The following is a 25,618-nucleotide window of genomic DNA, read 5'->3' as shown; positions in this document are numbered from 1 at the left end:
GCACCCGCATACCGTTGAGGCCAATACGGCAGCCCGAAATCGGGGCCGAAACCGGCGCTTTGCAGTGCATAGGTTCGCGGCAGCGTTGCGCTGGGCTTCCTCGCCACGTAAATTTCGCGCTCTAAAGGCTTGTTCAATCGTGGCTTTTGTTTGGGGTCGGCAAGGCCCTGGGTGTGGGAGATTGCGAGGGGGCGCGCAACGAGCATGACGGATCGTCCTGCCCACGGTTCCATCGCTACCGATCAGGCGCCGGCCGAGATCGTTGCGGCGGCGCGTCGCCTCGCCGCGGCGCTCGAAGCGCTGGAAAGCGCGGTGGAACGGCGTGCCGAAGCCGATCGCGACGAGGACGAGCTGGCGTCGCGGATTCAGGCGCTCGGTGCCGACCGGTCGCGGCTCGCCGACGAACTCGACGGTGCGCTGGTGCGCAGCCGTAAGCTGGAACGGGTCAACCGCGAGATCGCGCAGCGGCTCGACTCGGCCATCGACACCATCCGTCAGGTGCTCGACGCCGAAGCGGGCGATCTACAGCCAGCCGAGGAGGAGTCATGAGCTCGAGCGACTCCACGGGATCCGCCAACCACGTCAGCGTGACCATCAACGGCCGGCAATACCGGATGGCCTGCGAGCCGGGCCAGGAGCCGCAACTGCTCGGGCTCGCTGAAAATCTCGAGACGCGGATTCAGAGTCTGCGCGGCCGGTTCGGCGAGATCGGCGATGCGCGGCTCACCGTGATGGCGGCGCTGATGATGGCCGATGAACTGCTCGACGCGCATGGCCGCATCGCCGCCCTGCAGCAGGAAGTGGAAGCCTTGCGCAACGATCGTGCGGCTTCGCTGGATCGCACGGTGACCACCAACCGCGCCGTCGCCGCCGCACTGAACAGCGCCGCTGAGCGGATCGAGCGAACTACCCAAGTCCTCAACCGCACCATCGGCGGCGGCATCGCGATCGGGTAGTTGTTACTCCGTCATTCCGGGGCACGCGCAGAGCGCGTGAACCCGGAATCCCGACATATTGAAATGCCGGTTGCTCGACAGCTCCAGATTCCGGGTTCGCTCGCATTCGCGAGCGCCCCGGAATGACGCTTTGAATTACTACTTCCGCAACACCGCCACCAATTCGACATGCGGCGTGTACTTGAACTGATCGACCGGGGTCACGCGTTCGAGCCTGTAGCCGCCGTCGATCAGCAGCTTGGCGTCACGGGCGAAGGTGGTGGCGTTGCACGACACGGCGATCACCAGCGGCACCCGGCTGGCCGCGAGCTGTGCGGCCTGTGCTTGCGCGCCCTGGCGCGGGGGATCGAACAGCACGGCATCGAAGTCGCGGAGTTCGGGCGGTGCGAGCGGGCGACGGAAGAGATCGCGCGCTTCCGCCTTCACCGGCTTCAGCCCAGGCGTTCCCGGCGCGGCTTTCTGCAGCGCCGTGACGGCCGGCGCATCGCTGTCACAGGCGAACACCCGCGCCTTCTCGGCGAGACGGAGTGCGAACGGACCGACGCCGCAGAACAGATCCGCGACCTGCTTGGCGCGGCCGAGATGCGCCATCGCCAGCTGCGCCAGCGTCTGTTCGCCGAGCGCGGTCGCCTGCAGGAACGCCCCCGGCGGCAGCACCACCTTGGCTTTGCCAATTGTCACCACCGGCGGCCGGCGCAGCAGAACTAGTTCCCCGTGCCTGGTCAGCCGGGCCAGCTTGTGCTGCTCGGCGAGCTGCGACAGCGCAGTGATCATTTTGGGCGGCAGCGGTCCCGAGCCGCGCACGTCGATATCGAGGCCGTTCTCGGTGGCGGTGACTTGAATGTCGAGCGGCTTGCCGACCGGCGTCAGCGCTTCGGCCAATGCCCATGCCGCTTCCAGCGCGCCGCCGAGCGCAGGATCGAGGATCGGGCAGTGATCGATGGCGATGATGTCGTGGCTCGCGTTGGCACTGAAGCCGACCTTGAGAATGTCGTGCGTGCCCCTGCGGGCGTGCAGCGTGATGCGGCGGCGTCCGGCGCCGTGGGCATCGATCAGCGGATCGACCGCAACGTCGATTCCCGCTTGCGTCAGCGTCTCGATCACCAGATTGCGCTTCCACGCCCGATACGGTTCGTCGCGCAGATGCTGGATCGCGCAGCCGCCGCACACGCCGAAATGCGGACAGAACGGCGTGATCCGGTCGGGACTCGGCTCCTCGACGCGCAGCAGCTTGCGGCGATCGGGATGGCCTTGCACCGGTTCGGCCTCGACGGTTTCGCCGGGCAGCGCGAACGGCACGTAAGTCGCGCCGCCTGGCGACAGGCTGACGCCGTCGCCGCGGTGGCCGAGCTGATCGATCGTCAGGGTCTGGATCATGGCGATGCGATAGTCTCCGGCCGGCAGGCCGTAAAGCCGGAACTGATCAGGCGGCGACCGCGGCTGCCATCGCGTCACGCGTCAGCCTGTGGAAGCGCCACATCAGCAGCGCGGCGTAGACGATGAGGCCGATTGCCAGCCCGATCCAGACACCGAATGGGCCGAGCTCGGTGTGGAAGCCGAGCACCCAGCAGAATGGAAAGCCGATGAGCCAGAACCCGAGCACCGCGAACAGCAGCGGTATCTTGGTGTCGTTGCGCCCGCGCAGCGCGCCATTGGCGACCACCTGCAGGCCGTCGGCAATGAAGAAGCTGGCGCCGACGATCAGCAGTGATGCAGTGAGCGCCGCGGTCGCGGCGGCGGTGTCGGATTCCCCGAGAAACAGATACGGGATCTGGTGCCGGGTCAGCGCCACCAGCAGCGTCATCGCCGCCATGAACGCAAAGCCGAGGCCGATCGCCGCAAAGCCGGCGCGCCGCGCGCCGGGCGGATCGCCGCGGCCGACCGCGTGGCCGACCCGCACCGTGGCGGCCACCGAAATCCCCATCGGCACCATGAACATGATCGCTGCGACCTGCAGGGCGATCTGGTGTGCCGCAAGCGCGGTGGTGCCGAACAGCCCCATCAGCAGAGCGGCCGCGCCGAACACCCCGTATTCCAGCACGGAGGCGCCGGAGATCGGCAGGCCGAGCTGCAGCAGCCGTCGCATCAGCTCGCCGTCGAACCGGAACAGCTCGCCGAACACCTGGTACTTCCGGAACGGGCGCATCGTCACGCATACTACTGCGGCGGCGATGCACATCGCCCACGACACGATGGTGGTAGCGAGGCCGGCGCCGAAGATCTCCAGCCGCGGCAGGCCGAGCGAGCCGTGGATCAACGCGTAAGCAAGGCCGAGATTGATCGGGATTGCGGTCAGCATGATCCACAGCGCCGGCTCAGGCCGGTTCACCGCGCCCATGAAGCCGCGCAGCGCGATGAACAGCCAGCCCGGCACCAGCGACCACGCCAACCCGTCGAGATAATCGCCGGCGAGGCGCGACGTCGTTGCGTCCTGGCCGAGCGCGACCAGCAACTCCTCGCCGTACAACTGGCCGAGCGTCAGCGGAATGCCGGCGATCACGCCCGCCCACAGCCCGACGCGGAGCGACGCGCGGACCTGCCGCGGCGCGCGGGCACCGAACGCCTGCGCGGCCAGCGGCGTCACCGCGGAAACCAAGCCGAGCCCCATGGTGAAGGTGGAGAACAGCACGATATGCGCCAGCGCCGCCGCGGCCACGGCGGTGTCGCCGAGCCGGCCGATCAGCGCCAGATCGGTGGTCATCATCGCGATCTGGCCGAGCTGAGTCATCGCCATCGGCCACGCGAGCCACAGCGTTTCGATCAGCTCTGTCCGCCACGCAGACGACTTCGCCGGCGCGAGCGCGCCGGCGGCGATGTTGGAACCAGGTACGGTCATGGCGCGCACCATAGCGGAAGTTGCGGCCGGAGTAAGACTTTGGTTCCGGCCAAGACGTCGCGCCTTGGAAGCTCTTAGCCGCGCTTTGCACCGAGGAAGAATTCGACGTTGCCGTCACCGCCGGCGATCGAGGACGCAAAGACCTCGATGTCGCGGCAGCCGAGCGAAGCGGCGAGGGCGATGGCGTCGTCGCACACTGCGCGATGCACCTTGGCGTCGCGCACGATGCCGCGCTTCGAGGAAGCCTCGAATTGCGGCTTGATCAGCGCCAGCAGACTCATCGGCGATGCGGCAAGCGACAGCGCCGCGGGCAGCACCTGCTTCAGCGAAATGAAGCTGGCATCGATCACCACCACGTCCGGCCGCTGCGGCAGACGGCTGCCTTCGAGCTTGCGGATGTCGGTCTCTTCCATCGAGACGATCTTGGGATGGCCGCGCAGCGAAGCGTGGAGCTGATCGCGGCCGACATCGACCGCGAACACCAGCGCGGCGCCGTGCGCCAGCAGCACTTCGGTGAAGCCGCCGGTGGAAGAGCCGACATCGAGGCAGACGTGATCCTCGATCGGAATCGGATAGCGTTCCAGCGCGCCGGCGAGCTTGACGCCGCCGCGCGATACCCAGGGATGCGCCGGCTGCGCTTCGAGTTGTGCGTCAAGCGCGATCGGTTCGGAGACCTTGGTGACCGGCTTGCCGTCCGCAACTACGAGCCCGGCCTCGATCGCCGCCTGCGCCCGCGCGCGGCTGTCGAACAGGCCGCGCTCGACCAGCACGACATCGGCGCGTTTGCGCGGTGTGGACTCCGGTGGCTTCGCCATGGTCAGCGCGCCTGATGCGGCCGCAGCCGCTCCGCCGCGATCCGGACGCAGGCGGTGAAGCTGGCGAGGTCGTGCCATGGATCGGCCGGCATCTGGCGCGGCGTCACCAGCGGCGCGCCGTGCAGATCGAGGCAGTGGATCAGCATCAGATTGTCGGCGAGGCCGAAGTCTTCGACCGCCAGGCCGTCGGCGCCGATCAGCAGGCCGTCGCGGCTCTCGACGGTTTCGAACTGCTTGACCCGCGCGACGTAGTTCGCCGGGTCGTTCGAATATCCAAGCACCAGCTTGCCGCGTCCGGCCATGTAGCCGAGTTCGTACACCGTGCCGGCGTCGGCGCTGGGGCCGCGGAACGGCGTCAGATTGGCGATGATCGCATCCGCGTCGTTCATCATCGCCTCGTTGCCGCGGAAGATCTGCAGCGACGCGTCGTGCGCGGCCAGCGCCACCGCATTGTCGAGCGGGAATAACCCCCGGAACCCGTGGTCAGCGCACAGCGCTGCCTTGCGCCGGCCGATCTCGCGGGCATCAGGCAGGAAGACGTCGGGGCCGGCGAGGTAGATCTTCATGGTCAGGCGACTTTGACCTCTCCCAGCGTGCGGGGAGGTCGGAATTGGCGCGTCAGCGCGAATTCCGGGTGAGGGGGCGTCTCAACGAGTCTGAGCCGCGCGGAGACGCCCCCTCACCCGCCGCGACGAGCTGTGCTCGCCGCGTCACCCTCTCCCCGCAAGCGGGGCGAGGGTCGACACTCAGGCCAGCTTCGAGGTCCCGGTCGCGGCGTCCTTGCCGAGCGCTTCGAACACCTTCTTGACGATCGCCTTGGCGTCGAGGCCGGCGCGGGCGTACATCGCCGCCGGGGTGTCGTGGTCGAGGAACACGTCGGGCAGCACCATCGCCCGCATCTTGACCTCGCCGTCGAGCAAGCCGTGCTCGGCCAGGGTCTGCATCACATGGCTGCCGAAGCCGCCGATCGAGCCTTCCTCGATGGTGATCAGGATGTCGTGGTCGCGGGCCAGCTTGGTCACCAGCTCGACGTCGAGCGGCTTCATGAAGCGGGCGTCGGCGACGGTGGTGGACAGGCCCAGCGTGGCGAGCTCGTCGGCGGCCTTCTCGGCCTCGGCGAGCCGGGTGCCGAACGACAGCAGCGCGATCTTGTTGCCCTGGCGGACGACGCGGCCCTTGCCGATCTCCAGCGGCACGCCGACGTCGGGCATTTCGACGCCGCGGCCTTCGCCGCGCGGATAGCGCACCGCGCTCGGACGGTCGTTGATCGCCACCTGGGTGGCGACCATGTGCACCAGCTCCGCCTCGTCCGCGGCCGCCATGATCACGATGTTGGGCAGGCAGCCCAGATAGGCGTTGTCGAACGAACCGGCATGGGTCGCGCCGTCGGCGCCGACGAGGCCGGCGCGGTCGATCGCAAAGCGGACCGGCAGGTTCTGGATGCAGACGTCGTGGACCACCTGATCGTAGGCGCGCTGCAGGAAGGTCGAATAAATCGCGCAGAACGGCTTGTAGCCCTCGGTGGCGAGGCCGGCCGCGAAAGTCACGGCGTGCTGTTCGGCGATGCCGACGTCGAAGGTGCGCTTGGGGAACGACTTTTCGAAGATGTCGATGCCGGTGCCGGACGGCATCGCGGCGGTAATGCCGACGATCTTGTCGTCCTTCTCGGCTTCCTTGACCAGGCTCTGGCCGAAGACGTTCTGGTACGACGGGGCGTTCGACTTGGCCTTGGACTGAGCGCCGGTGGCGATGTCGAATTTGACCACCGCATGATATTTATCGGCGGCTGCTTCGGCCGGACCGTAGCCTTTGCCCTTTTGGGTGACGACGTGGATCAGGAACGGGCCGGTGTCGGCGTCGCGGACGTTCTGCAGCACCGGCAGCAGGTGATCGAGATTGTGGCCGTCGATCGGGCCCACATAATAGAAGCCGAGTTCCTCGAACAGCGTGCCGCCATTGACCATGAAGCCGCGGGAATATTCCTCGGCGCGCGCGGCACGATCGGCGATCACCTTCGGCAGATGCTTGCCGATCTGCTTGCCGGCCTCGCGCAGCGACCGGTAGGTCTTGCCCGAATACAGCCGCGACAGATACGACGACATCGCGCCGACAGGCGGGGCGATCGACATATTGTTGTCGTTGAGGATCACGATCAGCCGCGAGTTCATCGCGCCGGCGTTGTTCATCGCCTCATAGGCCATGCCGGCCGAGATCGAGCCGTCGCCGATCACCGCGATGACGTTGTTCTTGATGCCGGCGAGTTCGCTGGCGACCGCCATGCCGAGGCCGGCCGAGATCGAGGTCGAGGAATGGCCGGCGCCGAACGGATCGTAATCGCTCTCGGTGCGCTTGGCGAAGCCGGACAGGCCTCCGCCCATGCGCAGGGTGCGGATGCGGTCGCGGCGCCCGGTCAGGATCTTGTGCGGATAGGCCTGGTGGCCGACGTCCCAGATCAGCCGGTCGCGCGGGGTGTCGAACACGTAATGGATTGCGGTGGTCAGCTCGACGACACCGAGGCCGGCGCCGAAATGCCCGCCGGTGACCGAGACCGCATCGATCGTCTCCAGTCGCAATTCGTCGGCGACCTGACGAACCTGATCGATGCGCAGCTTGCGCAGATCTTCCGGTGTGCGAATGGTGTCGAGAAGCGGCGTTTTACTAAATTCGGTCACGGCGATATTCCAGTCTATAACTATAGGGTGGTGAGTCCCTCGACGAATGGTCCGAGTGTTCGGTCTGCACGAGCCTCACCCGGCTCCTGCACTCCTGCATCAGGAGAGATCGACGATCGAAGCGTGTGTGCTCCTGACCGACGACATGATCTGGATCACTTATTGCGGCTGCACACGTCCACCGAACTTGACAGTACCATCCCGGCAGGTGTCAGGCTCGGCGCATAAGCTCATACCTTTACACAAACCCTCATTTAATGCCAACCACCGCACGCCCAAGCCCTGGTCGAGCAGCGCAGACTTTCGGCCAAGAAGGTTGACGGGGCGGATTTTCGAGTCTCGGTGTTGCGGCGCAACCACGGCCGTGCCGCGGTGCGGAAGGAGCCGGATACCTTTTGCATGCGCTATTGTACGTCCAGGGGTTCCGTCCCGGTCGGCGTACCCTGGGCATCGGTGGTGATTTTGTCGACCCGGGCCTCGGCCTGGCGCAGCAGATCTTCGCAGCGCCGCTTCAGGGCTTCGCCGCGTTCATAGATCGTGACCGACTCTTCCAGCGGAACCTTGCCGTCCTCGAGCCGCTTGACGATCCCCTCGAGTTCCTCGAGCGCGCGCTCGAAACTGAGCTTTTTCACTTCTGCGGTGGAGGCTTCGGCCATTTCGCATTCCTGGCGGCACCGCGGCTGCGCGGTGGGCGTGTTTTGGTTGTTGTTCTTGGTCGCCCGGCGGAGCGGCTGGTTCAAGCGCCCATCAGGGCGCCCACATGAGCCGCAACAGATTCACTCAGGCCCTCGAGGTCATATCCCCCCTCGAGCACCGAGACAATGCGACCGCCGGCGGTCTGATCCGCCACTTCCATCAAACGTTCCGTGACCCAGCCGAAATCCTCGGCGCGGAGGTTCAGGCTGGCCAGCGGATCGCGATAATGCGCATCGAAACCGGCTGAAATCACGATCAATTCCGGCGCGAACCGTTTGAGCTGGGGGAGGATCGCCTGCTCGAACGCGAAACGGAACTCGGTTCCGCCGTCTTCGGAGGCGAGGGGGGCGTTGACGATATTGTCGTATTCTCCGCGCTCGCCGGCTGAGCCGGTGCCGGGGAACAGCGGCATCTGGTGGGTCGAGCAATACATCACGGTGCGATCGCCCCAGAAGATGTCCTGGGTGCCGTTGCCGTGGTGCACGTCGAAATCCACCACCGCGGCCCGCTCGATGCCGTATTGCCGCTGAGCGTAGCGCGCCGCGATCGCGGCATTGCCGAAGAAGCAGAAGCCCATCGGCTTGGTGATCTCGGCGTGGTGGCCGGGCGGGCGGGTGGCGACGAAGGCGTTGGCCGCCGTGCCCTTCATTACCGCGTCGACGGCTGCGACCGAGCCGCCCACGCCGCGCAACGCGGCTTCGAACGTGCCGGGCGACATCGAGGTGTCGCCGTCGACATAGACGGTGCCGGTCGACGGCGACAAATGGCGCAGCTCGACGATGTGATGATCGGTGTGGCACAGCGCGATGTGCTCGAGCGAGCCGATCGGCGATTCCGCGCGCGCCAGCGCTGCGAAACGATCCTCAGCGAGCGTCTTGTTGATGGCGACGAGTCGCGCGGCGCGCTCGGGATGTCCTTCCGGCGTGTGATGGTCGAGGCACGCGGAATGGGTCAAAAAAAGCGTGGTCATTCGAAAGTGTCCGCCGCCGATCCATAGGAGTACGATTGGGTGCGATATATTCGAACGAATGTAGTTATTCGCCGCCGCGAACGAAAGGCCCGCGTGAGGTTGAGACTAGCGTCTTGCTTCAGTTCAACCGCACGATCCGATTCGAGGGCGGCGGCGCCACCGGGCTGCGCGACTTGAAATAGGCGAACAGCGCATCGACGTCGTAAATTCCTGTTTGCGGTGCAGCACCGTTCTTGAACGCCGCGAAGCCGTCGCCGCCCGCGGCGAGATAAGCATTCACCGTGACGCGATACGCCCGCTCCGGATCGATCGGGACGCCGTTCAGCGTGATCTTGTCGGCCGGTATGCGCTTCCCTTCGGCGCCCGCAGCATCCCAGGCGAAGCTGAAGCCGTTCGACACCTGCAGAATCCGCGGCCGCGCCGGCTCCGCCCATTGCTGTTCGAGCGCGGCCTTGAGCTGAGCGCCGGTCAGCGTCATCGTCACCAGCTGATTGCGGAACGGCTGCGCGGCGAACACCTGGCCGAAGGTCACTGCGCCGCCTTCGCCGCCCAGGATATCGGAGCGGATGCCTCCGGGATTGGTCAGCGCGATCTCCGCGCCGCCTTTGTCTTGATCCGATGTGGCCTTGAGCTGGGCGTCGGCGACGACATCGCCCAGCACGCTCTCGCCGGCAGCATTCGGCATCCGCGACAATGCCGCCGTCACCGCGCCGGCCGGCCGAGCCGCGATCGGACTGGCCAGTTTGTCGTAGGCGGCGATCAGTTCGGTCTGCGCCGGGTCCTTGGCCAGCGTTTCGGTTCGGACGATGGTGTTGTTGGCGGCCGCGCTGATCACGTCGCGGGTGGTCGGATCGAGTTTCAGATCGATCGCAGTGACGATCGTGCCGTATTTGTCGCCGCTGGTAACCAGCCGGCCGTCGATCCGGCAGGTGTAGGCGCGGTGGGTGTGGCCGCTGATCACCACGTCGACGGCACGGTCGAGCTTGTTGACGATCTCGACGATCGGCCCCGAGATCCCGGGGCATTCGTTGTAGTCGCCGGTCGGAAAGCCGCCTTCGTGGATCAGCACCGCGATTGCCTCGACGCCCTTGGCCTTCAATTCCGGGATCAGAGCGTTCACCGTCTCCGCCTCGTCCTTGAACGACAGCCCGGCGACGCCTGGCGGCGACACCATGTTGGGCGTGTTCTTCAGCGTCAGCCCGATGAACGCCACCGGCACGCCGCCGAAGGTGCGGATTGCGTAAGCAGGAAAGATGGTTTTGCCGGTCGCGTTTTCGACCGTGGACGCGGCGAGGTAGTTGAACCTTGCGCCCTTGAACGGATGCGGCCCCCGGCAGCCGTCGACCGGATGGCATCCGCCGTTCTGCATCCGGAGCAGTTCGGTCTTGCCCTCGTCGAACTCGTGATTGCCGACCGAGGACAGCGCCAGCCCCATCAACGACAGCGACTCGATGGTCGGCTCGTCGTGAAACATCGCCGACAGAAACGGGCTGGCGCCGATCAGATCGCCCGCCGCGACGAAGATCGCATTGGGATGGTCCTTACGCAGCGCCTTCACCAGCGTCGCCATGTGCTCGGCGCCGCCGGCAGGGACGTGAATCTTCCTGGTCCGATCGGCGGGATCGTCGATCGCGATGCCGCCGGGCGGCGGCTTCAGATTGCCGTGGAAGTCATTGATCGCAAGGATACGGAGATCGACCGGCGGCGGCAGCAATTCTGCCGCGCGCCCCGCCGAGCTCGAGGCTACAGTGAGCGCCACAACGGTGACGAGCGAGGCCAGGCGAGGGCGGAGCGTGATCATCGGCGATCCGAGCAGAGCTGTTGGAAGCCTCGCATCGCCCGTCGCGGGTTCGAATGCAAGCGTGCCATGGCGTCGGTTTGCCGCATGGCGAAGGCGATGGGTCGCCGAATACCAACCTTGCCGCTGCCCCGATTGAACAGGACGTCGGCGCCGCGTTACTGATGACGTTCAATCGCGCGCCTGCCGTCGAGTCGCGGCGCGCGACCAGGATCGGGGGATACGGATGAAGAGTTTCTCGCTCGCCAAGCCTGTCGCCGGGATCATCGGCGTGCTCGCGCTCGCCGGAACGATCTCCTTTGCCGCTGCACAGCAACCGAGAGGGGAGCGTCCCCAGCCACGTCTCACGGATCTGATGCAGGGCGCGCAGGTCGGGCACATCAAGCTGTGGTTCGCCGGCAAGGCCGGCAATTGGGGGCTGGCGACCTACGAGACCAGGCAGCTCAAGGCCAGACTGGAAGATGCCGCCCAGCTCTACCAAAGCCTGCCGGTCAATGACATCACCACCATGGCCAAGCCGCTCGATGCGATCTCGGCGGCGATCGCCGCAAAGGACACTCGCCAGTTCGCCCGCGCCTATGACGAACTCACCGCCGGCTGCAATTCCTGCCACCAGTCGGCAAAGCTCGGTTTCGTCTCGATCCGCCGGCCCACCGCGAATCCGTTCAGCGATCAGGAATTCGAGGCGGGGAAGAAGTAGCGCAGAGGCACGACCGAACGGAGGGCCGGCCGCGCCGCTATGCGCTCAGCCCTTCTTGCGCTGAAAGAACTTGGTGAAGGCGGCGACCGCTTCCTGCGACTTCATGCGTTCGCCGAACAGTTTGCTCTCCTGATCGATCCGGGCGATCAGTTCATCGGCCGGCGGCTTGATCAGCTTGCGCGAGATCGCCACCGCTTCGGCCGGCAGGGCGCAGATGTCGCGGGCGGCTTTCATCGCCTCGGCCTCGGTCTGGCCGGGCTCGACCACGGTGTTGACGAAGCCGGCTTCGCGCGCCTGTTCGGCACTGAACTTCTGCCCCATCACCAGCATCGCGAAGGCGCGCTGATGGCCCATGGTGCGCGGCGCCAGCAGGCTCGAGGCGCCTTCCGGCACCAGGCCGAGCTGAATGAACGGCGTCGAGAAGGTCGCGGCGGTCGAGGCCAACACGTAGTCGCAGTGAAACAGCATCGTGGTGCCGATGCCGATCGCCAGCCCGTCCACCGCGGCGATCAGCGGCTTCTGATTACGCGCCAGCGCGTAGAGGAAGTCCGTCGCAGCCGACACCCGCGGCGCGCCGCTCTGGTCGGTGCCGGCTTTGAGGAAGTCGTCGAGGTCGTTGCCCGCAGTGAACACGCCGGAGCCGCCGGTGATCACCAGACAGCGGACGTTGGAATCGTCCTGCGCCGAATGGATCGCCTCGCTCATGCGGCGATACATCTCCTGCGTCAGGGCGTTCTTCTTCTCCGGCCGGCGCATGGTGATCACGCGCGCGCCCTCGTCATGGGTGACGATCAGATGCTCCGACATGGTTTCCCCCAAAGCTGCCCGCTCACAATGGCGGGCTTCGGTGTGATGGCGAGCGCAGTTCCGGTTCAGGCGGTGAGTACCGCCTCGGCGCCGGCCACCGCGTCTGCGCTGTCGACCACGCTGCGCTCCAGCGCCGGGGCCTGCACCGCGACGGTCTCGGCGAAGAACCGCGCCAGCGCGACGTAGCGCGACGGATCGTTGATGCCGTCGAGGTCGCGGGCCGCGAGCGCTTCGGCCGCCAGTGCGCAGCCGCCCAGCGTGGCACCGAACAGGCGCAGGTAAGGCGTTGCGCCGGCCAGAGCGTCGTTGGCGGCGCTGCCGAGCTTGTCGAGCAAATAGCGGCTGGTGCGATCGAGCGATTCCAGCGCCTCGCGCAGCCGCAGGCCGGTGAGACCGAAGCCCGGATCGTTCGACGCCTCGACGTCCTTGACGATCAGCTTCAATTCGTCGAGCAGCGCGAACACCGCGGCGCCGCCGGCCGCGCCGAGCTTGCGGGTGACGAGGTCGATCGCCTGGATGCCGTTGGTGCCTTCGTAGATCGGCGCGATCCGCGCGTCGCGATAATGCTGCGCGGCGCCGGTCTCCTCGATGAAGCCCATGCCGCCGTGGATCTGCACGCCGAGCGAGGCGACCTCGATGCCGATGTCGGTGGAGAACGCCTTCGCGATCGGGGTCAGCAGCGCGCCGCGGGCAGCGGCAGCAGCCTTGATCTTGGGATCGGAGCTGCGCGCTGCGATATCCAGCGCCACCGCGGTCGAGTAGCATATCGTGCGGGCGGCGCCGATCAGCGCCCGCATCGTCAGCAGCGTGCGCTTGACGTCCGGATGCTTGATGATCGGATCGGACCCGGTGCCGGTGCTGCCGATCGCGCGGCCCTGCTTGCGCTCCTGGGCATAGGCCAGCGCCTGCTGATAGGCGCGGTCGGCGATGCCGACGCCTTCGAGGCCGACGGCGAGGCGGGCCTGATTCATCATCGTGAACATGCACTGCATGCCGCGGTTTTCCTCGCCGATCAGATAGCCGACGGCGCCGCCATGATCGCCCATCGTCATGGTGCAGGTCGGCGAGGCGTGGATGCCGAGCTTGTGCTCGACGCCGCTCGGAAAGATGTCGTTACGTGCGCCCAGCGAGCCGTCGGCATTCACCAGAAACTTCGGCACCAGGAACAGCGAGATGCCCTTGGTGCCGGCCGGCGCGTCCGGCAGCCGCGCGAGCACGAAATGCACGATGTTGTCGGTCATGTCGTGGTCGCCGTAGGTGATGAAGATCTTGCTGCCGAAGACCTTGTAGCTGCCGCCTTCGGCGCGCTCGGCGCGTGTGCGCAGCGCGCCGACGTCGGAGCCGGCCTGCGGCTCGGTGAGCTGCATCGTGCCGGTCCATTCGCCGGATACCAGCTTGCCGAGATAGATCTTCTTCAGCTCGTCGCTGCCGTGGGCGTGCAGCGCTTCGATCGCCGACAGCGTCAGCAGCGGGCACAGCCCGAACGCCATGTTGGACGAGGCCCAGATCTCGGTGCACACCGCGTTGACCGCCATCGGCAGCCCCTGGCCGCCGAATTCTTCCGGTCCGGACACCGCGTTCCAGCCGGCGCCGATCCAGCGCTGATAGGCGTCGGGCCAGCCCGGCGCGGTGGTGACCTTGCCGTGTTCGAGCTTGATGCCGTGCTTGTCGCCGACCCGGTTCAGCGGCGCCAGGATGTCGCTGGCGAATTTACCGGCTTCGTCCAGGACCTGCGCGGTGATCTCGCTGTCGTAGTCGCCGAGATGGCCGGCGGCGACCGCTGCCTGCAGTCCCGCGCCATGGTTCAGCGAAAGAAGGATGTCGTCGATCGGTGCGCGATAGGTCATGACAATGTCCCGGCTGACGGAAGGATGCCGGCCTTTTTCCATGAAAAGCCGTTCCCCTCAACCGTCCGCCGCGTCGCGGCCCCTCCGGACCGATCCCGGGCGGCCCTGCGATCCTGCGGGCCTTCGCCCTGGGATTGCGGCTCTCGACGGTTGAAATGCCGCCTCTGTGTCGATAGACCGGCGGAGCCGAGGCGAATCCGCCGACCGGCCGCGAGCCGGCCGGACCAGGCCGTTGGGGCGTAGCCAAGCGGTAAGGCAGGGGATTTTGATTCCCCCATGCGGAGGTTCGATCCCTCCCGCCCCAGCCAGACCGATTTATCCTGTTGAGAATATTGCGGTAAATTACCGGGCGGAGGCTGATACACAGCCCTCCGACGCGCAGCTGCTACGCTGGGGTATCGGAAGACCGTGGCTTTCCGTCCCTTTTGTCGCCGGGCCGCCTCTTATTGGAAGGCGACGGATCCTGAGCTGCTGCCGGTTCCGTGGACGACACCGCCATCAGCGGAGCATCGGCGACCAGCTGCACCGTCGTCGAAGTACCGAGCGATCAGTCGACCACCCGCCGGCAGATCGATATCGGAGTCGAGCCCAAGGGATCATGGCAAACGGCGACGTATGGCCAAAGCGTCCGCCTGACGCGCAACGTCCACGACGGATTGACTCATCGGAAGCTCTGATCTGTCGAGTTCGTTGAGCGTAAACCAGCGTGCATCACGGGCGTCATCCCGCGCCATCGGCTCTCCCGAGACCCAGTCGCACAGGACTGCAATCAATATGTGATGTGTGCAGACGACATCCCCCTGGCGATCGAAGGCATCGATCGCCGTGACGATCGGCCCGGCTTCGGCTTGAACTCCGGTCTCTTCATAGAGCTCCCGAACCGCAGCTTGCGCGATGCTCTCGCCAAATTCGATCTTGCCGCCGGGAAAGCCCCAGTAGCCGGCATCGGGAGGGTTGGCTCGCTGCACAAGCAGGACGAAGTTCTGTCGAATGACGATTGAAATCACCGCGGGGATAGGACTTTGCATCATCGATGCGGCACCAGCTTCAGTGTTGAATTGCATAGCCTCGCTGGCGGTATGGATGAGCCTCGGCGAAGGCCGCCAGCCCGAAGCATTGCTCGCCGAGGGCGATGACGTTTGGAAAGGGTGTGAGTTTGGCGTCATAGAGTTCGGCCAGGACAATCTGCCCGGCGATACAGATATCGGCGATGGTGGGAGCCGCGCCCAGCGCGAATGGCGCGGCGGGACGTTTTGCTAACAGCCGTTCGTAGGCGGCCAGCCCCTCCGAGGTCCAAGTCCTGCACCAGGCCTCGACCGTCGCGGCGTCGGCGTCGAACGCCGCTCCCAAGTGCTTGCGAACGCGTGGTGCGGTCAGCGGGTGAGAATCGGCGATCGAGACCAGCGCGAGCGATTGCGCGTAGGCGCGTTCCCTGGGATCCAACGGGATCAATCGCGGGTCCGGCTGGAGATGGTCGAGATATTCGATGATCGCCAGCGATTGAGAGAATCTGTCTCCATTGTGAACGAGCGTCGGCACGACAAGCTCAGGATTCACTTCAGCATAGGCAGGATCGAACTGACGGCCGGCAAGAAGATCGATCTCGATGGCTTCGAAGGGCATGCGCTTCAGCTCGAGGGCAACGCGCACACGAAAAGCGGCGTTCGAACGCCAGAAATCATAGAGTTGAATTGCCATCTGATAGGTCCCTCTGGTCTTGCCTATTCTCGCCGTTTTGTCCGAGCGCTCATTGGTCACGGCGCGGCCGACGTGACGTGTCGTGCGGCCCGAGCCGAGCTCGACGAACCGTTCAGCCCGGCTTGGACAATGGGAAAGGCCTGGTGAGACTTCGCCCGTTTTCTCCGCCCACTCCCAAGCTCGTGTCGAGGGGACGGTGCCCCGATGCGAAGCGGCGAGCCGGCGACCGCACCGTCGCCGGTCGGCGCGAGCGCAATGCCGACATGCTGTCTACCGGATCAGAATGGTGTCGGTCTTCCCTTGAGCCATTGCCGTGCCGCAATGCCGACTTGCAGCTTGCCAAGCGCCATCAACGGAGCGCCGCGCCGACACCCGTGTTTATGGCCTATCGACGATCTGGCCGTGCGCTCGGCGCACTCGGCAACACCACGATCTACGGGAGTGCGGAGGTCGATGTCGCCCGGTGGCTCAAGTCGCCCTCGAGCAGCGGACGCCGCGCGAGCAGGCCGGCGCCAACGTGGTCAAAGAATGCTCGTACACGAGCCGTGTTGCGCAGATCCTTGTGCGTGATAAGCCACAATTCGCGTGTCAGCTCATCTAACGGATCGATAATGCGGTCGATATCGGGTTCGAGATCACCCAAGTAGCACGGCAGCAGAGCCAATCCGACGCCGGCCTTCACCGCCATGAGCTGATTGATCAGGCTGCTCGACCGATATGCGAAGGCACTCGCGGCGATGCTGTCCGTCAACCACACGGCCGCAGCAGCCGAAGCGGCACTGTCCCAGCCGATGATGGAATGCCCCGTTAGTGAATTCATATCGTCGGGTCGACCGCGTTTCGCGAAATATGCGTGGCTTCCGTAGAACGTCCACGGCGTCGATGCGATCTTCCGTCCGAACAGTTCGCCCTCGTGCGGGCGTGTCGCGCGGATAGCGATGTCCGCTTCTCGCCGCAAAAGATCGAGTTGGCGGTTGTCGACGAGAAGCTCGATCTCGATGACGGGATGCGTGTCGCAGAAGTCGGCGAGCACCTGATTGAGAATTCGATAGGCCAGGGTCTCCGACGAGGTGATCTTGAGCTTTCCCGAAAGACGGGCGTCTTGTCCTGTGATCGATCGATCAAGCGCCATGATCTCGGCCTCGAGCCGCTCGGCGACCATCACCATTTGAAGCCCGGCGTCGGTCGGCGTGTAGACGGGTGAGGTGCGATCGAACAGTTGCACGCTTCGCCGCTTCTCCAGAAGGTTCAGCCAGCGGAAGATCGTCGAATGGTCATGCCCCAGGGTCTTGGCCGCTCCTGCCAGGGAGCCCGCCCGTGCGATGGCCAGCACTATCCTGAATTCGTTCCAATCGCTCACGAGCCCTCCATTATCCAGTGTCCGCCTGTGCCGACGAGCTGATCGCAGATCGGGAGGGCCAGTCGCAGCGGCGCTGTCTTGATGGCTTCCGCCGGCATCGGGAGGGTGAAGGCCTTGCCGGGCAGATGGGACATCCATCGCGCTTCCGTCATCTCGCCCCCCTCATGACGTGGGCCGGTTGCCGGCATAGGACGCGCGCGGCCTGATAATATCCGGGCTGTTGCGCTGCTCGAGGCCATGCGCGAGCCAGCCGACCGAGCGCCCCAAAGCGAAGATGCCGAATGCGGCGCCGATCGGCAGGTTCAGATGTCGCCGAAGTGCGACCAGCGCGAAATCGACGGACGGGTGCTGCCCGGTCAGCGTAAATGCGGCTTTGACGAAATCCTGCCATTCCGGATGATGCGGCATGATCCGGCGAAGCAGTGCATCGGCGCGGATGTCGCCGCCCGGATATAGCGGGTGCCCGAAGCCTGGAATGTCCAGGCCTCCAGCAATCCGCTCGCGCATTTTTCTTTCGATATCGCTGCTGCCGATGTCGTCCCAGAGCGCCTCGTCGCGCGCCGTGGTGGCGCCATGGCGGGCGCCGGTGAGCGCCGCAAGACCGCCGATCACGGCAGCCCGTAGACTGGCGCCGGCTGATGTGATGCAGCGGGCGGTGAAGCTCGACGCATTCAGTTCGTGATCGGCGCACAATACGAGCGCCATCCGGATCAGTTCGGCGCCGTCCCGGTCGACGCGCCACGCAACAGCACATTGTTGGTGAATGGGCGCCGCATCGGGGATTGTTCCCAGCAGGCAGGCCGCAAGCGTCCGGACGATCGCCGCGCATCCTTCGATCAGATGCCGCGACGACGTCTGCCGAAGCGACGTGCCATCGTCGTCACTTGCCACGGTGAAGAGCGGCAGCAGTGCCTGCTCCGCCCGACGACCGCGATACGCGTCCATGACGGCGAGCATCGCCGCAGGGAATGTCGGAGCCGGAGCGTTGAATCCGGCGTCCCTGTCGCAGGACCACAGGTGCGCTGCGAGATCCTCGAGCCGGTGCGTTTCCGCAAGCGCCAGCACGTCGACGCCCCTGTAGAACATGCGTTCATGCTCGATCAGCGTGATCGCGGATTCGAGAACCGGCGTGCCCCAGTTCAATGCGGCCTTGGCGATTTCTTTCGGCCTGCGGCCTGTCGCCCGCTGGAGCGCGAGCTTCTCGACATCCGATGCGAGATACAAGCTTTCGCGATGGGTCTCCTTCGCCTGCGACCGCAGCAGGCCGCGACTGACATAAGCGTAGAGTGTCTGTCGCGAGACGCCGAGACGCGTCGCAGCTTCTTTCGAAGAGAGGTAGATCGTCATCGTGCGCCGTTATTGTTGGTTGATTTATATAGTCAACGTTGACATTCGTTTCCTGGGAGCCAACTTCCGCAATACGTTTGCAAAGTAGGTGCACCATGAACAAGTATACGTCGATCGACAAGCAGGACAACTCGCCGTTCAACGTGTACTTGCGCGATATCTGGACAGCCGCAGGAGGCGATCCGGATTTCCTGCCGCATCTCTCGCAGACCGGATCGGGATCGTTGCCATCGGCGTTTCACGTCAGCGATCTGGCGAACGCGGCGATCGGGGCCGCGTCGCTGGCTGTCGCTGAATTGATCTCGCTGCGAGCGGGCGCTGTCCCGCCGGTGGTGATCGATCGACGGCTCGCGTCATTCTGGTTCCAGACGTCGCTGCGGCCGCAAGGCTGGTCGATGCCGCCGCAATGGGATGCGGTTGCCGGCGACTACGAGACCGCAGACGGCTGGATCCGCCTGCATACCAATGCGCCGCATCATCGCGACGCGGCGATGTCGGTTCTGAAGACGGCCATCGACCGCAATGCCGTGGCAAACGCCGTGGCGGAATGGGAGTCGGACCCATTGGAGGCCGCAATCGTCGCAGCGAATGGCTGTGCCGCATCGATGCGCACGATCGATGAGTGGGGCGATCATCCGCAGGGTCTCGCGGTCAACAGCGAGCCCCTGCTGCACCGTACAGGCTTCGCCGCAGACGCCAGGCCGCGCCGGCCAATTCCCGCGCATCGGCCGCTCGAAGGTGTCCGTGTGCTGGACCTGACGCGCATTCTCGCAGGGCCGGTGGCGACGCGCTTTCTTGCCGGTTTCGGCGCCGAGGTTCTGCGCATCGACCCGTATGGCTGGGAAGAGCCGGGCACAGTGCCCGAAGTCGTTCTCGGTAAGCGCTGCGCGCGCCTCGATCTGAAGTCGCGGGACGGCATGCATGTGCTCGAGACGCTGCTCTCCGAGGCAGACGTCTTCGTCCATGGCTATCGTCCCGATGCGCTCGCACGCCTCGGCCTCGACGCAGCACGTCGCCGCGCGATCAAGCCCGACCTGATCGATGTCAGCCTTGCCGCCTATGGCTGGACCGGTCCGTGGCGCGTCAGGCGCGGTTTCGACAGCCTGATCCAGATGAGCACCGGCATCGCCGACGGTGGCATGCGTGTGCTGCAGAAAGATCGGCCGACGCCGCTTCCCGGCCAGGCCATCGACCACGCCACGGGTTATCTGATGGCTTCAGCAGCCATCCGCGGCCTGACGGAGCGGCAGAAGACCGGACATGGAAGCGAGGCGCGTGCATCGCTTGCGCGGACAGCGAAGTTGCTGATCTCCGGCGGAAGTCAGTCGATCGATGCGCCCCGCCTCGCGGCGGAAAGCGAAGCGGACCTCGCCGATGCAATCGAGCAGACCGGCTGGGGTCCAGCCAAGCGCCTGTGTCCGCCTGTCACAATCGATGGCGCACCGATGGCGTGGGATCTGCCTGCGCCACTGCTCGGCTCTTCTCCGGCCGCTTGGTCGACGGTGGATGCCTAATTTTTCGATGGAGTTGAAATGATGTCGAAGCATGTCGTGATCAGCGGCGGCGGAACCGGGATCGGGCTGGCCTGCGCCAAGTATTTCGCCGCCCGCAATGCGCGAGTCGCCATCATCGGCCGGCGCGAGCAAGTTCTGCGCGATGCGGCTTCGGCCATTGAGCACGAATTTCCTGATGCGCCAAAGGTGCTGCCATTTGCGACAGATCTTACATCCGCCGAGCAGGTGGAAGCCCTCCGTGGCGAGATCGACGAGCGATTTGAATACATCGACGTGCTGATCAATGCCGCCGGCGGCCATGTGCAACGCCGCTTTCCATCATCCACCTATGCGGATGGCCTTGCAGGCATTGCTCGCCGCTGGACGGACAACTTCGCCATGAATACGCTGTCGGCCGTGCTGTTGACCGAAGCACTTCTCCCGAAGATGCGGACACCGGGGGGGCGTATCCTCTTCATGAGTTCGATCGCAGCCTATCGCGGCTCCGGCGCCGGATGTTACGGTGCTGCCAAGGCTGCGCTGCATCCCTACTGCTTCGATCTCGCCAAGACCCTCGGCGCGAAGGGGATTACGGTCAACACGATCGCGCCCGGCTACATTGCAGACACTGAATTCTTCGGCTCCGCACTCAGCGAAGATCAGTACCAAGCCAAACTCGCGGAGACCCTCAACAACCGCGCAGGCTTGCCAAGCGACGTTGCGAACGCCGTGGGATGGCTGACTTCCGCCGAAGCTGTTCACATCACCGCACAGATTGTCCAGATCAATGGCGGTGCGGAGCGCGGACGATAAGGTGCCGGGAGGCGCTCACGCCTCTTTGTCGTCGTCGTTTGGCGCGTCGCAAGTCGACGCTGCGACGCGCAACTGACAGAAGAAGCCTCCGCTCCTGGCTGTCCTGACGACTGCGTCGGCCCGCGGCGGATCGCCGAAGCCTATTCGGCTTCGGCATCCCGCAAAAAATCGTCCTCGAACAGGCCGGTGGCGTGCTGCCCGCCGTCGTCGACCGATTCGATGCGGACCATGCGGCGACCGAACGGGTCGTCCCATTGCTGGATCACCATCACCCGGAAGCCGTTGTAGCGATAGGTCTTCCACATCTCGGCCTCGGCCATCGGGCGTTCCTGCAGCTCTGTCGTGTCGGGCGTGACGGCGGTCACGGCGTGATCCAGGTCTCCTGCAGATGCCGCCACACCGGCGTCGGCCGGTCGTCGCGCTGGATCAGGAGCGCGGTGGAGAGCCGGTCGGTGGTGCCGCTGTCCTGGATCTGGCGCTCGCGATAGGTGACGACCGCCGTCTTGTCATCCTGATAGCGCACCACGACCTCGCTGATCTCCATGATCAGCGTCGGCCGGGAGCCGCGCATCGTCGGCAGGCCGGCGGAGAATTGCGCGAACGGCAGCACCTTGCCGGCGGGGCTCACCATGTTGAAGCCGTCGTCGAAGCGGGCGCGGATCGCAGCCGGATCGTCGCTGCCCTCGGCGCGAAACCAGGCCTGCAGCAGACGGTGCAGCGCGTCGGCCTCGAGCGGCACGGCGTCGGCGAATGACAAAGTCGGCGGTGTGGTCATCGAGAAAGTCCTTATCAATCGTCGAAGGAAGCGTGATCGCTCAGGGCCGCATCAGCACGGACTTTTCGGGCACGCTTTCGGCCCAGCCCGCTTTGAGCGGCGCCACGAACAGGTTCTCGGTGCGGGTGCGGGCGATCTTCCAGACGCCGGCCTCTTTGCGGAACAGATTGTTGAGCCGGCTGGAGCGCAGCAGCGACGAGCCGTCGCTGAAGATCCAGGGCTGGCAGTGCACCCATTGGCCGTCGGCCTCGTCGCCGCGGACATGGATCTGTTCCGAGGTCAGATAGTGCACGTTGAGCACCAGCGCGGGATCTCGCTTCTGCCCCCAGAACCCCTGGAAGTGCTTGCGGATCGCGTCCTTGCCGACGCTGCGGCCGAACTGATTGTCGTAATAGGCGCCGACGCCTTCCCAGATCGCATCCTCGGCGTAGAGATCGACGATGCGCTCGATCCGCTCGGCGTCGTCCTCGACGCCGAATTCCGGGCAGGGCGTATCGCACAGAAACATGTAGCGTGCCTGGATGCGGCGGATCTCCGCTTCGGCGGTCAGCGTCGCGACCTGGTCCTGGAGCGCCTGCACGGTCGCGGCGAGTTGGTCGATGGTCATGATGCGGGCCTCATTACGAATGGCAGACGTCGTGCGCGCGCGGCGCGATGTCGTGATAGGCGCGGTTGAAATAGATCAGCCCCTCGGGATGCGCGCTGAGCGCGATCGCCTGCACCCGGCAGAAGAACACGCTGTGGGTACCGACCTCGGTGACCTGCGCGATGCTGCAGTCGAGGCCGACCACGGCATCGGCGAGTGCCGGCGCGCCGGTGCTCAGCGTGTGCCACTCCGCGCCGGCGAAGCGTTCGTGCACCGGAATGCCGCCGCGGCCGAACAGATTGGACAGTTCCTGGTGCCGGCTCGCCAGCACATTGACGCATAGCACGCCGTTGGCGGACAGCGCGGCGTGGACGTTGGAGGCGCGATTGACGCAGACCAGCAGCGTCGGCGGATCGTCGGTGACGCTGCACACCGCCGAGGCGGTCAGGCCGTGCAGCCCGGCCGCTCCGTCAGTGGTGATGATGTTGACGGCTGCGCCCAGCCGGCTCATCGCCTCGCGAAACTCGCTCCGTTCCACCGTGGTCATCATTGCCGCCCTCATCGCATGAACAGGCCGCCGTTGACGTCCCAGGTCGCGCCGGAGACGAAGCCGGATTCGGGGGAAGCCAGCTGCAGCACGATCTGCGCCACGAAGCCGGGATCGCCGATATCGCCGACCGGGATGTTGGCCTTGAACTCGGCGAAACGCTCTGCCGGCACCGTCCTGTGCACGATCGGCAGATCGAGCGGGCCCGGTGCAATGGCGTTGACGGTGACGCCCGACTTGCCGAGATCGCGCGCGAACACTTTGGTCAGCGTGACGATGCCGCCCTTCGAGGCGGCGTAGTGCGCACCCGTTGCGGTGCCGCCGTTCTGGCCGGCGAGCGACGCCATGTTGACGATGCGGCCATGGCCGGCGTCGCGGAAATACGCGCCGAACACCTGGCAGCCGAGGAATGTGCCGCGCAGATTGACGGCGATCACCTCGTCGAATTCTTCCGGCGAGATCTCCATCACCGGCCGCGCCACCGTGACGGCGGCGTTGTTGACCAGCACATGCGCGTCGTTCCAGCGCGCCAGCATTGCCGCCAGCGCGGCATCGAAGTCGCTCTTGCGGCGGACGTCGAGCTTCAGCCCGAACGCCGTCGTCCCTCCGGCGTCCAGCCGCGTCGCGACGGCCTTGGCTGCCGCCTCGTCGATATCGCCGATCGCCACCCGATAACCGGCGCCATGTAGCGCCTCAGCGATGATGGCGCCGAGGCCGCCGCCACCGCCGGTGACCAGCGCGACGCGCCCGCTCTGGGGGGCCGCAGTGCTCATAGGATATAGCCGATGCCGCCGAGCGCCTCGGTCGAGTTGATCAGCCAGATCACCTTGCGGCGGATCTTCAGGCCGGACTCGCTGCGCACCAGCTCGAACACCACATCGCCCGTGTAGGTCCGCTCGCGGCCGCGGCGGAATTCGGTGATGATCTGCGCGCAGCGCAGCTCGCACGCGGTTTCGCTGGTCTTCAGCATCCGGAAGCGCGACAGCGAACGGACCGTGCGGGCGACCGGCGAGGCCGAGACCGACTGGCCGCTGAGCAGCCGCTCGACGCGCTTCTTGCGCATCTCGTGGTCGTCATAGGCGTAGTTCACGGCGTTCCCGAAATCGGTGACGCCCGGCTCGATCGGCACGATGTAGCGGGCATCCGCGGTCCACAGCGACAGCCACTCGTCATAGACGGCATGGTCGAGCAGGTCGGCCTCGGTCCAGACGAATTCCATCGCCTCGGCGAGCGTGATAGTCGATGCGGTGGTGGTGGGGATCGTCATCGTCATGTTCATGGTCAGACCGCCATCATCCGCTTCCACTGATCATAGGCGGCGCGCATGCCGGTTTCGGCGCTGACGTCGCTGCGGTGCCGCCCGTCGGGCAGGCTTTCTTCCTTGTTGAGGCCGCGGTGGAGCATGATCCACATGTCCTCGCCGCCCTTGGCGCCGTGCTGGACACGGTCCCACACTTCGGCGTCGTCCGGGCTGCCGAAGCCCATCGGGCCCTGGAAGAATTCGTGCAGGCGGATGCGGGCGCGGTTGGCGGCCGCCGGACCGCCGTCCATGCCGATCGCGATGTGGCGGATCTCGGTCTCGTTCACCGACACCGGCTGCAGCACGCGGAAGAACGCCATCGAGCAGGCGAGATTGGGAAACAGATTGATGTTGAAGCCGGAGCCGCCGACGGCGCGGACGATGCGGCGCACTTCTGTGTCGGAGTAACCCTCGGCCGCCAGCTCCTTGGCGAGATCGGCGAATTTTTCCGGGATCGGCGCTTCGAGATTGTCGTCGAGGTCGATCAGTTCGGGGATCATCACCATCACGCTGTGGCCGTTGCCGAGGTCCTCGACGAAGCCGCCATTGTTCAGCATGTCGAGCTGCTGCTCGGTTTCCTTGTCGACCGCGGTGAGGAACGATTTGTGCACCAGCGGGAAGTGGTAGGCGTCGGTGGTGTTCTCGAGCTGGATCTTCCAGTTGCCGGGGAAGCGGAATTTGTGCTCGCCCAGCGTCTTCACCGGATAGCCGCCGCCCTGCTTCATGAACAGGTCGATCCACTTCTTCGCCGGCCCCAGGAAGTCGGCGAGCGGCTCGATGTCGTCGCGGAAGGTGGCGAACAAGAGACCGTTGTATTCTTCGACGCGCAGCGACTTCAGCGACAGCTTGCTGCGGTCGATCTGCTCCTCGTTGTAGCCGTTCTCGTAAGGCACGCCGCGCAGCTTGCCGTCGAGCGAGTAGCCCCAGCCGTGATACGGGCAGACGAAGCTCGAGGTCTTGCCCTTGCGCACTTCACACAGCGTCGCGGCGCGGTGGCGGCAGCGGTTGAGATGGACGTGGACCTCGCCCTTGCGGTCGCGCACCACGATCACCGGATCGAGGCCGACCTGCGCCATCTTGAAGTCGCCGTTGTTCGGGATCTCGCTGACATGCGCGACCCAGACCCAGGTGTTGTGGAAAATCTTGGTCATCTCGGCTTCGAAGATCGCCGGGTCGGTGTAGAGCGGCGTGCGGACGCGATCCTGGCGGATCAATTCGTCCGGATTGCTGGTGAGCTCCGCGAGGCTGGTCATCGGTTAGGTCCTTGTCGCTGGGAAATCGGCGGAAGCAGATCGAGGCGCGGCATCATGGAAAGCCGGGGACCGAGGGCAGGCCGAGCAGCACGCGGCCGGCGCTCTGCAGCGTGCCCTCGTTGAGGAAGGCGTGCTGCGCCACGACGAAGCTGTCGGTCAGCGCGCGGGCCAGCGGATGGCCCTGATAGATCGAGGTAGTGCCGGTGAGCTCGGTCGCAATGCGGGCCACGGTGGCGCCGGTCTTGGCCGCATGGCTGGCGGCGAGCCGCAGCACCGTCGTGGTCTCGACCGACGGCTTGTCGCCGGCGCGGACGATGTCCCACACCTCGTCGGTAGCCTCGTAGAAGAA

Annotated in this window: 27 protein-coding genes, 1 tRNA gene and 1 pseudogene; 6 read left to right on the top strand and 23 right to left on the bottom strand. The window is 65.6% G+C overall.

Annotation, left to right across the window (positions count from 1 at the left end; translation table 11 throughout):
• Positions 1–204: 204 nt before the first annotated feature.
• Together DY468_RS18930 and DY468_RS18925 are read left to right on the top strand one after the other, a co-directional pair.
• Positions 205–549, top strand: coding sequence for a DUF4164 domain-containing protein (locus DY468_RS18930; RefSeq protein ID WP_164606328.1), 345 nt, complete (start codon positions 205–207; stop codon positions 547–549).
• A complete protein-coding gene (locus DY468_RS18925; protein ID WP_164606327.1) occupies positions 546–956 on the top strand; it encodes a cell division protein ZapA in 411 nt (136 codons plus the stop codon). The genes DY468_RS18930 and DY468_RS18925 overlap by 4 nt, the downstream gene beginning before the upstream one ends.
• A 138-nt stretch (positions 957–1,094) precedes the next feature.
• Here DY468_RS18925 and DY468_RS18920 read toward each other — a convergent pair whose 3' ends face one another.
• The 8 genes from DY468_RS18920 to DY468_RS18885 all read right to left on the bottom strand — a co-directional run bounded on the left by DY468_RS18920 (position 1,095) and on the right by DY468_RS18885 (position 10,746).
• Positions 1,095–2,333, bottom strand: coding sequence for a class I SAM-dependent RNA methyltransferase (locus DY468_RS18920; RefSeq protein WP_164606339.1), 1,239 nt, complete (start codon positions 2,331–2,333; stop codon positions 1,095–1,097).
• Positions 2,334–2,379: 46 nt separating this feature from the next.
• The gene (locus tag DY468_RS18915) at positions 2,380–3,804 is read right to left on the bottom strand and encodes an MATE family efflux transporter (protein WP_164606326.1); all 1,425 of its coding nucleotides are present in this window, start codon (positions 3,802–3,804) and stop codon (positions 2,380–2,382) included.
• A 62-nt stretch (positions 3,805–3,866) separates the two neighbouring features.
• The gene (locus tag DY468_RS18910) at positions 3,867–4,607 is read right to left on the bottom strand and encodes a TlyA family RNA methyltransferase (protein WP_164606325.1); all 741 of its coding nucleotides are present in this window, start codon (positions 4,605–4,607) and stop codon (positions 3,867–3,869) included.
• Positions 4,608–4,609: 2 nt separating this feature from the next.
• Positions 4,610–5,173: a nucleoside 2-deoxyribosyltransferase gene (locus DY468_RS18905; protein WP_164606324.1), complete on the bottom strand. Its 564-nt coding sequence runs from the start codon at positions 5,171–5,173 to the stop codon at positions 4,610–4,612.
• A gap of 180 nt (positions 5,174–5,353) precedes the next feature.
• Positions 5,354–7,279: a 1-deoxy-D-xylulose-5-phosphate synthase gene (gene dxs / locus DY468_RS18900; RefSeq protein ID WP_164606323.1), complete on the bottom strand. Its 1,926-nt coding sequence runs from the start codon at positions 7,277–7,279 to the stop codon at positions 5,354–5,356.
• A gap of 404 nt (positions 7,280–7,683) precedes the next feature.
• Positions 7,684–7,935, bottom strand: coding sequence for an exodeoxyribonuclease VII small subunit (locus tag DY468_RS18895; protein ID WP_164606338.1), 252 nt, complete (start codon positions 7,933–7,935; stop codon positions 7,684–7,686).
• An 80-nt stretch (positions 7,936–8,015) separates the two neighbouring features.
• Positions 8,016–8,945 carry a histone deacetylase family protein gene (locus DY468_RS18890; protein WP_164606322.1) on the bottom strand — a complete coding sequence of 310 codons (930 nt, stop codon included), beginning with the start codon at positions 8,943–8,945 and terminating at the stop codon, positions 8,016–8,018.
• A gap of 118 nt (positions 8,946–9,063) precedes the next feature.
• A complete protein-coding gene (locus tag DY468_RS18885) occupies positions 9,064–10,746 on the bottom strand; it encodes a bifunctional metallophosphatase/5'-nucleotidase (RefSeq protein WP_164606321.1) in 1,683 nt (560 codons plus the stop codon).
• Between the two features lie 223 nt (positions 10,747–10,969).
• Here DY468_RS18885 and DY468_RS18880 point away from each other — a divergent pair, with 223 nt between their 5' ends.
• On the top strand, positions 10,970–11,443 hold the full coding sequence (locus tag DY468_RS18880; protein ID WP_164606320.1) for a hypothetical protein: 474 nt from the start codon (positions 10,970–10,972) through the stop codon (positions 11,441–11,443).
• Between the two features lie 45 nt (positions 11,444–11,488).
• Here DY468_RS18880 and DY468_RS18875 read toward each other — a convergent pair whose 3' ends face one another.
• Both DY468_RS18875 and DY468_RS18870 read right to left on the bottom strand, forming a co-directional pair.
• Entirely contained in the window at positions 11,489–12,250 is a 762-nt protein-coding gene (locus DY468_RS18875; RefSeq protein WP_164606319.1) for a crotonase/enoyl-CoA hydratase family protein, read from the bottom strand.
• A gap of 65 nt (positions 12,251–12,315) precedes the next feature.
• A complete protein-coding gene (locus DY468_RS18870) occupies positions 12,316–14,097 on the bottom strand; it encodes an acyl-CoA dehydrogenase family protein (RefSeq protein WP_164606318.1) in 1,782 nt (593 codons plus the stop codon).
• A 233-nt stretch (positions 14,098–14,330) separates the two neighbouring features.
• Here DY468_RS18870 and DY468_RS18865 point away from each other — a divergent pair.
• Positions 14,331–14,405 (top strand) — tRNA-Gln (locus DY468_RS18865).
• Positions 14,406–14,693: 288 nt separating this feature from the next.
• On the opposite strand, the gene DY468_RS18860 is transcribed toward DY468_RS18865, so the two are convergent.
• The 5 genes from DY468_RS18860 to DY468_RS18845 all read right to left on the bottom strand — a co-directional run bounded on the left by DY468_RS18860 (position 14,694) and on the right by DY468_RS18845 (position 18,502).
• Positions 14,694–15,161, bottom strand: coding sequence for an NUDIX hydrolase (locus DY468_RS18860; RefSeq protein ID WP_164606317.1), 468 nt, complete (start codon positions 15,159–15,161; stop codon positions 14,694–14,696).
• Positions 15,145–15,795, bottom strand: a complete 651-nt coding sequence (maiA, locus tag DY468_RS18855) for a maleylacetoacetate isomerase (RefSeq protein ID WP_164606316.1) — start codon at positions 15,793–15,795, stop codon at positions 15,145–15,147. Before maiA ends, DY468_RS18860 begins: the two co-directional genes overlap by 17 nt.
• Positions 15,796–16,228: 433 nt before the next feature.
• A complete protein-coding gene (locus tag DY468_RS18850) occupies positions 16,229–17,155 on the bottom strand; it encodes a LysR family transcriptional regulator (protein WP_349644296.1) in 927 nt (308 codons plus the stop codon).
• On the bottom strand, positions 17,152–17,289 hold the full coding sequence (locus DY468_RS24830) for a hypothetical protein (RefSeq protein WP_246701042.1): 138 nt from the start codon (positions 17,287–17,289) through the stop codon (positions 17,152–17,154). The genes DY468_RS18850 and DY468_RS24830 overlap by 4 nt, the downstream gene beginning before the upstream one ends.
• A gap of 28 nt (positions 17,290–17,317) precedes the next feature.
• On the bottom strand, positions 17,318–18,502 hold the full coding sequence (locus DY468_RS18845) for a citrate synthase family protein (protein ID WP_164606314.1): 1,185 nt from the start codon (positions 18,500–18,502) through the stop codon (positions 17,318–17,320).
• Between the two features lie 38 nt (positions 18,503–18,540).
• Between DY468_RS18845 and DY468_RS18840 the strand changes: the two genes are divergently transcribed.
• The gene (locus tag DY468_RS18840; RefSeq protein ID WP_246701041.1) at positions 18,541–20,016 is read left to right on the top strand and encodes a CoA transferase; all 1,476 of its coding nucleotides are present in this window, start codon (positions 18,541–18,543) and stop codon (positions 20,014–20,016) included.
• A 21-nt stretch (positions 20,017–20,037) separates the two neighbouring features.
• Positions 20,038–20,808, top strand: coding sequence for an SDR family NAD(P)-dependent oxidoreductase (locus DY468_RS18835; protein ID WP_164606313.1), 771 nt, complete (start codon positions 20,038–20,040; stop codon positions 20,806–20,808).
• Positions 20,809–20,948: 140 nt separating this feature from the next.
• Here the strand turns inward: DY468_RS18835 and DY468_RS18830 are convergent, their stop codons facing one another.
• The 8 genes and pseudogenes from DY468_RS18830 to DY468_RS18795 all read right to left on the bottom strand — a co-directional run.
• Entirely contained in the window at positions 20,949–21,173 is a 225-nt protein-coding gene (locus tag DY468_RS18830; RefSeq protein ID WP_164606312.1) for a hypothetical protein, read from the bottom strand.
• Positions 21,170–21,583, bottom strand: a complete 414-nt coding sequence (locus DY468_RS18825; RefSeq protein ID WP_164606311.1) for a DUF4440 domain-containing protein — start codon at positions 21,581–21,583, stop codon at positions 21,170–21,172. The genes DY468_RS18830 and DY468_RS18825 overlap by 4 nt, the downstream gene beginning before the upstream one ends.
• Before the next feature lie 40 nt (positions 21,584–21,623).
• Entirely contained in the window at positions 21,624–22,190 is a 567-nt protein-coding gene (locus DY468_RS18820; RefSeq protein ID WP_164606310.1) for a nuclear transport factor 2 family protein, read from the bottom strand.
• A gap of 13 nt (positions 22,191–22,203) precedes the next feature.
• On the bottom strand, positions 22,204–22,719 hold the full coding sequence (locus DY468_RS18815; RefSeq protein ID WP_246701040.1) for a flavin reductase: 516 nt from the start codon (positions 22,717–22,719) through the stop codon (positions 22,204–22,206).
• Positions 22,720–22,727: 8 nt separating this feature from the next.
• The gene (locus tag DY468_RS18810) at positions 22,728–23,489 is read right to left on the bottom strand and encodes an SDR family NAD(P)-dependent oxidoreductase (protein WP_164606308.1); all 762 of its coding nucleotides are present in this window, start codon (positions 23,487–23,489) and stop codon (positions 22,728–22,730) included.
• Positions 23,486–23,983, bottom strand: coding sequence for an aromatic-ring-hydroxylating dioxygenase subunit beta (locus tag DY468_RS18805; protein ID WP_246701039.1), 498 nt, complete (start codon positions 23,981–23,983; stop codon positions 23,486–23,488). The genes DY468_RS18810 and DY468_RS18805 overlap by 4 nt, the downstream gene beginning before the upstream one ends.
• A gap of 14 nt (positions 23,984–23,997) precedes the next feature.
• Complete coding sequence (locus DY468_RS18800) at positions 23,998–25,269, bottom strand: aromatic ring-hydroxylating oxygenase subunit alpha (protein ID WP_164606306.1); 1,272 nt, start codon at positions 25,267–25,269, stop codon at positions 23,998–24,000.
• A 52-nt stretch (positions 25,270–25,321) separates the two neighbouring features.
• Positions 25,322–25,618: pseudogene (locus DY468_RS18795) on the bottom strand (flavin-dependent monooxygenase); the annotation flags it as partial.

The organism is Rhodopseudomonas sp. BR0M22 (genome assembly GCF_010907035.1).
GTDB lineage: Bacteria > Pseudomonadota > Alphaproteobacteria > Rhizobiales > Xanthobacteraceae > Rhodopseudomonas.
The sequence above is the reverse complement of the archived record's forward strand: the minus strand, read 5'-3'. Positions and strand labels throughout refer to the sequence as shown.

Excerpts from the sequence above, each read along its gene's own strand:
- DY468_RS18930 (WP_164606328.1), top strand. The coding sequence starts at position 205 with ATGACGGATCGTCCTGCCCACGGTTCCATCGCTACCGATCAGGCGCCG.
- DY468_RS18925 (WP_164606327.1), top strand. The coding sequence starts at position 546 with ATGAGCTCGAGCGACTCCACGGGATCCGCCAACCACGTCAGCGTGACC.
- DY468_RS18920 (WP_164606339.1), bottom strand. The coding sequence starts at position 2,333 with ATGATCCAGACCCTGACGATCGATCAGCTCGGCCACCGCGGCGACGGC.
- DY468_RS18915 (WP_164606326.1), bottom strand. The coding sequence starts at position 3,804 with ATGGTGCGCGCCATGACCGTACCTGGTTCCAACATCGCCGCCGGCGCG.
- DY468_RS18910 (WP_164606325.1), bottom strand. The coding sequence starts at position 4,607 with ATGGCGAAGCCACCGGAGTCCACACCGCGCAAACGCGCCGATGTCGTG.
- DY468_RS18905 (WP_164606324.1), bottom strand. The coding sequence starts at position 5,173 with ATGAAGATCTACCTCGCCGGCCCCGACGTCTTCCTGCCTGATGCCCGC.
- DY468_RS18895 (WP_164606338.1), bottom strand. The coding sequence starts at position 7,935 with ATGGCCGAAGCCTCCACCGCAGAAGTGAAAAAGCTCAGTTTCGAGCGC.
- DY468_RS18890 (WP_164606322.1), bottom strand. The coding sequence starts at position 8,945 with ATGACCACGCTTTTTTTGACCCATTCCGCGTGCCTCGACCATCACACG.
- DY468_RS18885 (WP_164606321.1), bottom strand. The coding sequence starts at position 10,746 with ATGATCACGCTCCGCCCTCGCCTGGCCTCGCTCGTCACCGTTGTGGCG.
- DY468_RS18880 (WP_164606320.1), top strand. The coding sequence starts at position 10,970 with ATGAAGAGTTTCTCGCTCGCCAAGCCTGTCGCCGGGATCATCGGCGTG.
- DY468_RS18875 (WP_164606319.1), bottom strand. The coding sequence starts at position 12,250 with ATGTCGGAGCATCTGATCGTCACCCATGACGAGGGCGCGCGCGTGATC.
- DY468_RS18870 (WP_164606318.1), bottom strand. The coding sequence starts at position 14,097 with ATGACCTATCGCGCACCGATCGACGACATCCTTCTTTCGCTGAACCAT.
- DY468_RS18860 (WP_164606317.1), bottom strand. The coding sequence starts at position 15,161 with ATGCAATTCAACACTGAAGCTGGTGCCGCATCGATGATGCAAAGTCCT.
- maiA (WP_164606316.1), bottom strand. The coding sequence starts at position 15,795 with ATGGCAATTCAACTCTATGATTTCTGGCGTTCGAACGCCGCTTTTCGT.
- DY468_RS24830 (WP_246701042.1), bottom strand. The coding sequence starts at position 17,289 with ATGTCCCATCTGCCCGGCAAGGCCTTCACCCTCCCGATGCCGGCGGAA.
- DY468_RS18845 (WP_164606314.1), bottom strand. The coding sequence starts at position 18,502 with ATGACGATCTACCTCTCTTCGAAAGAAGCTGCGACGCGTCTCGGCGTC.
- DY468_RS18835 (WP_164606313.1), top strand. The coding sequence starts at position 20,038 with ATGTCGAAGCATGTCGTGATCAGCGGCGGCGGAACCGGGATCGGGCTG.
- DY468_RS18825 (WP_164606311.1), bottom strand. The coding sequence starts at position 21,583 with ATGACCACACCGCCGACTTTGTCATTCGCCGACGCCGTGCCGCTCGAG.
- DY468_RS18820 (WP_164606310.1), bottom strand. The coding sequence starts at position 22,190 with ATGACCATCGACCAACTCGCCGCGACCGTGCAGGCGCTCCAGGACCAG.
- DY468_RS18815 (WP_246701040.1), bottom strand. The coding sequence starts at position 22,719 with ATGATGACCACGGTGGAACGGAGCGAGTTTCGCGAGGCGATGAGCCGG.
- DY468_RS18810 (WP_164606308.1), bottom strand. The coding sequence starts at position 23,489 with ATGAGCACTGCGGCCCCCCAGAGCGGGCGCGTCGCGCTGGTCACCGGC.
- DY468_RS18805 (WP_246701039.1), bottom strand. The coding sequence starts at position 23,983 with ATGACGATCCCCACCACCACCGCATCGACTATCACGCTCGCCGAGGCG.
- DY468_RS18800 (WP_164606306.1), bottom strand. The coding sequence starts at position 25,269 with ATGACCAGCCTCGCGGAGCTCACCAGCAATCCGGACGAATTGATCCGC.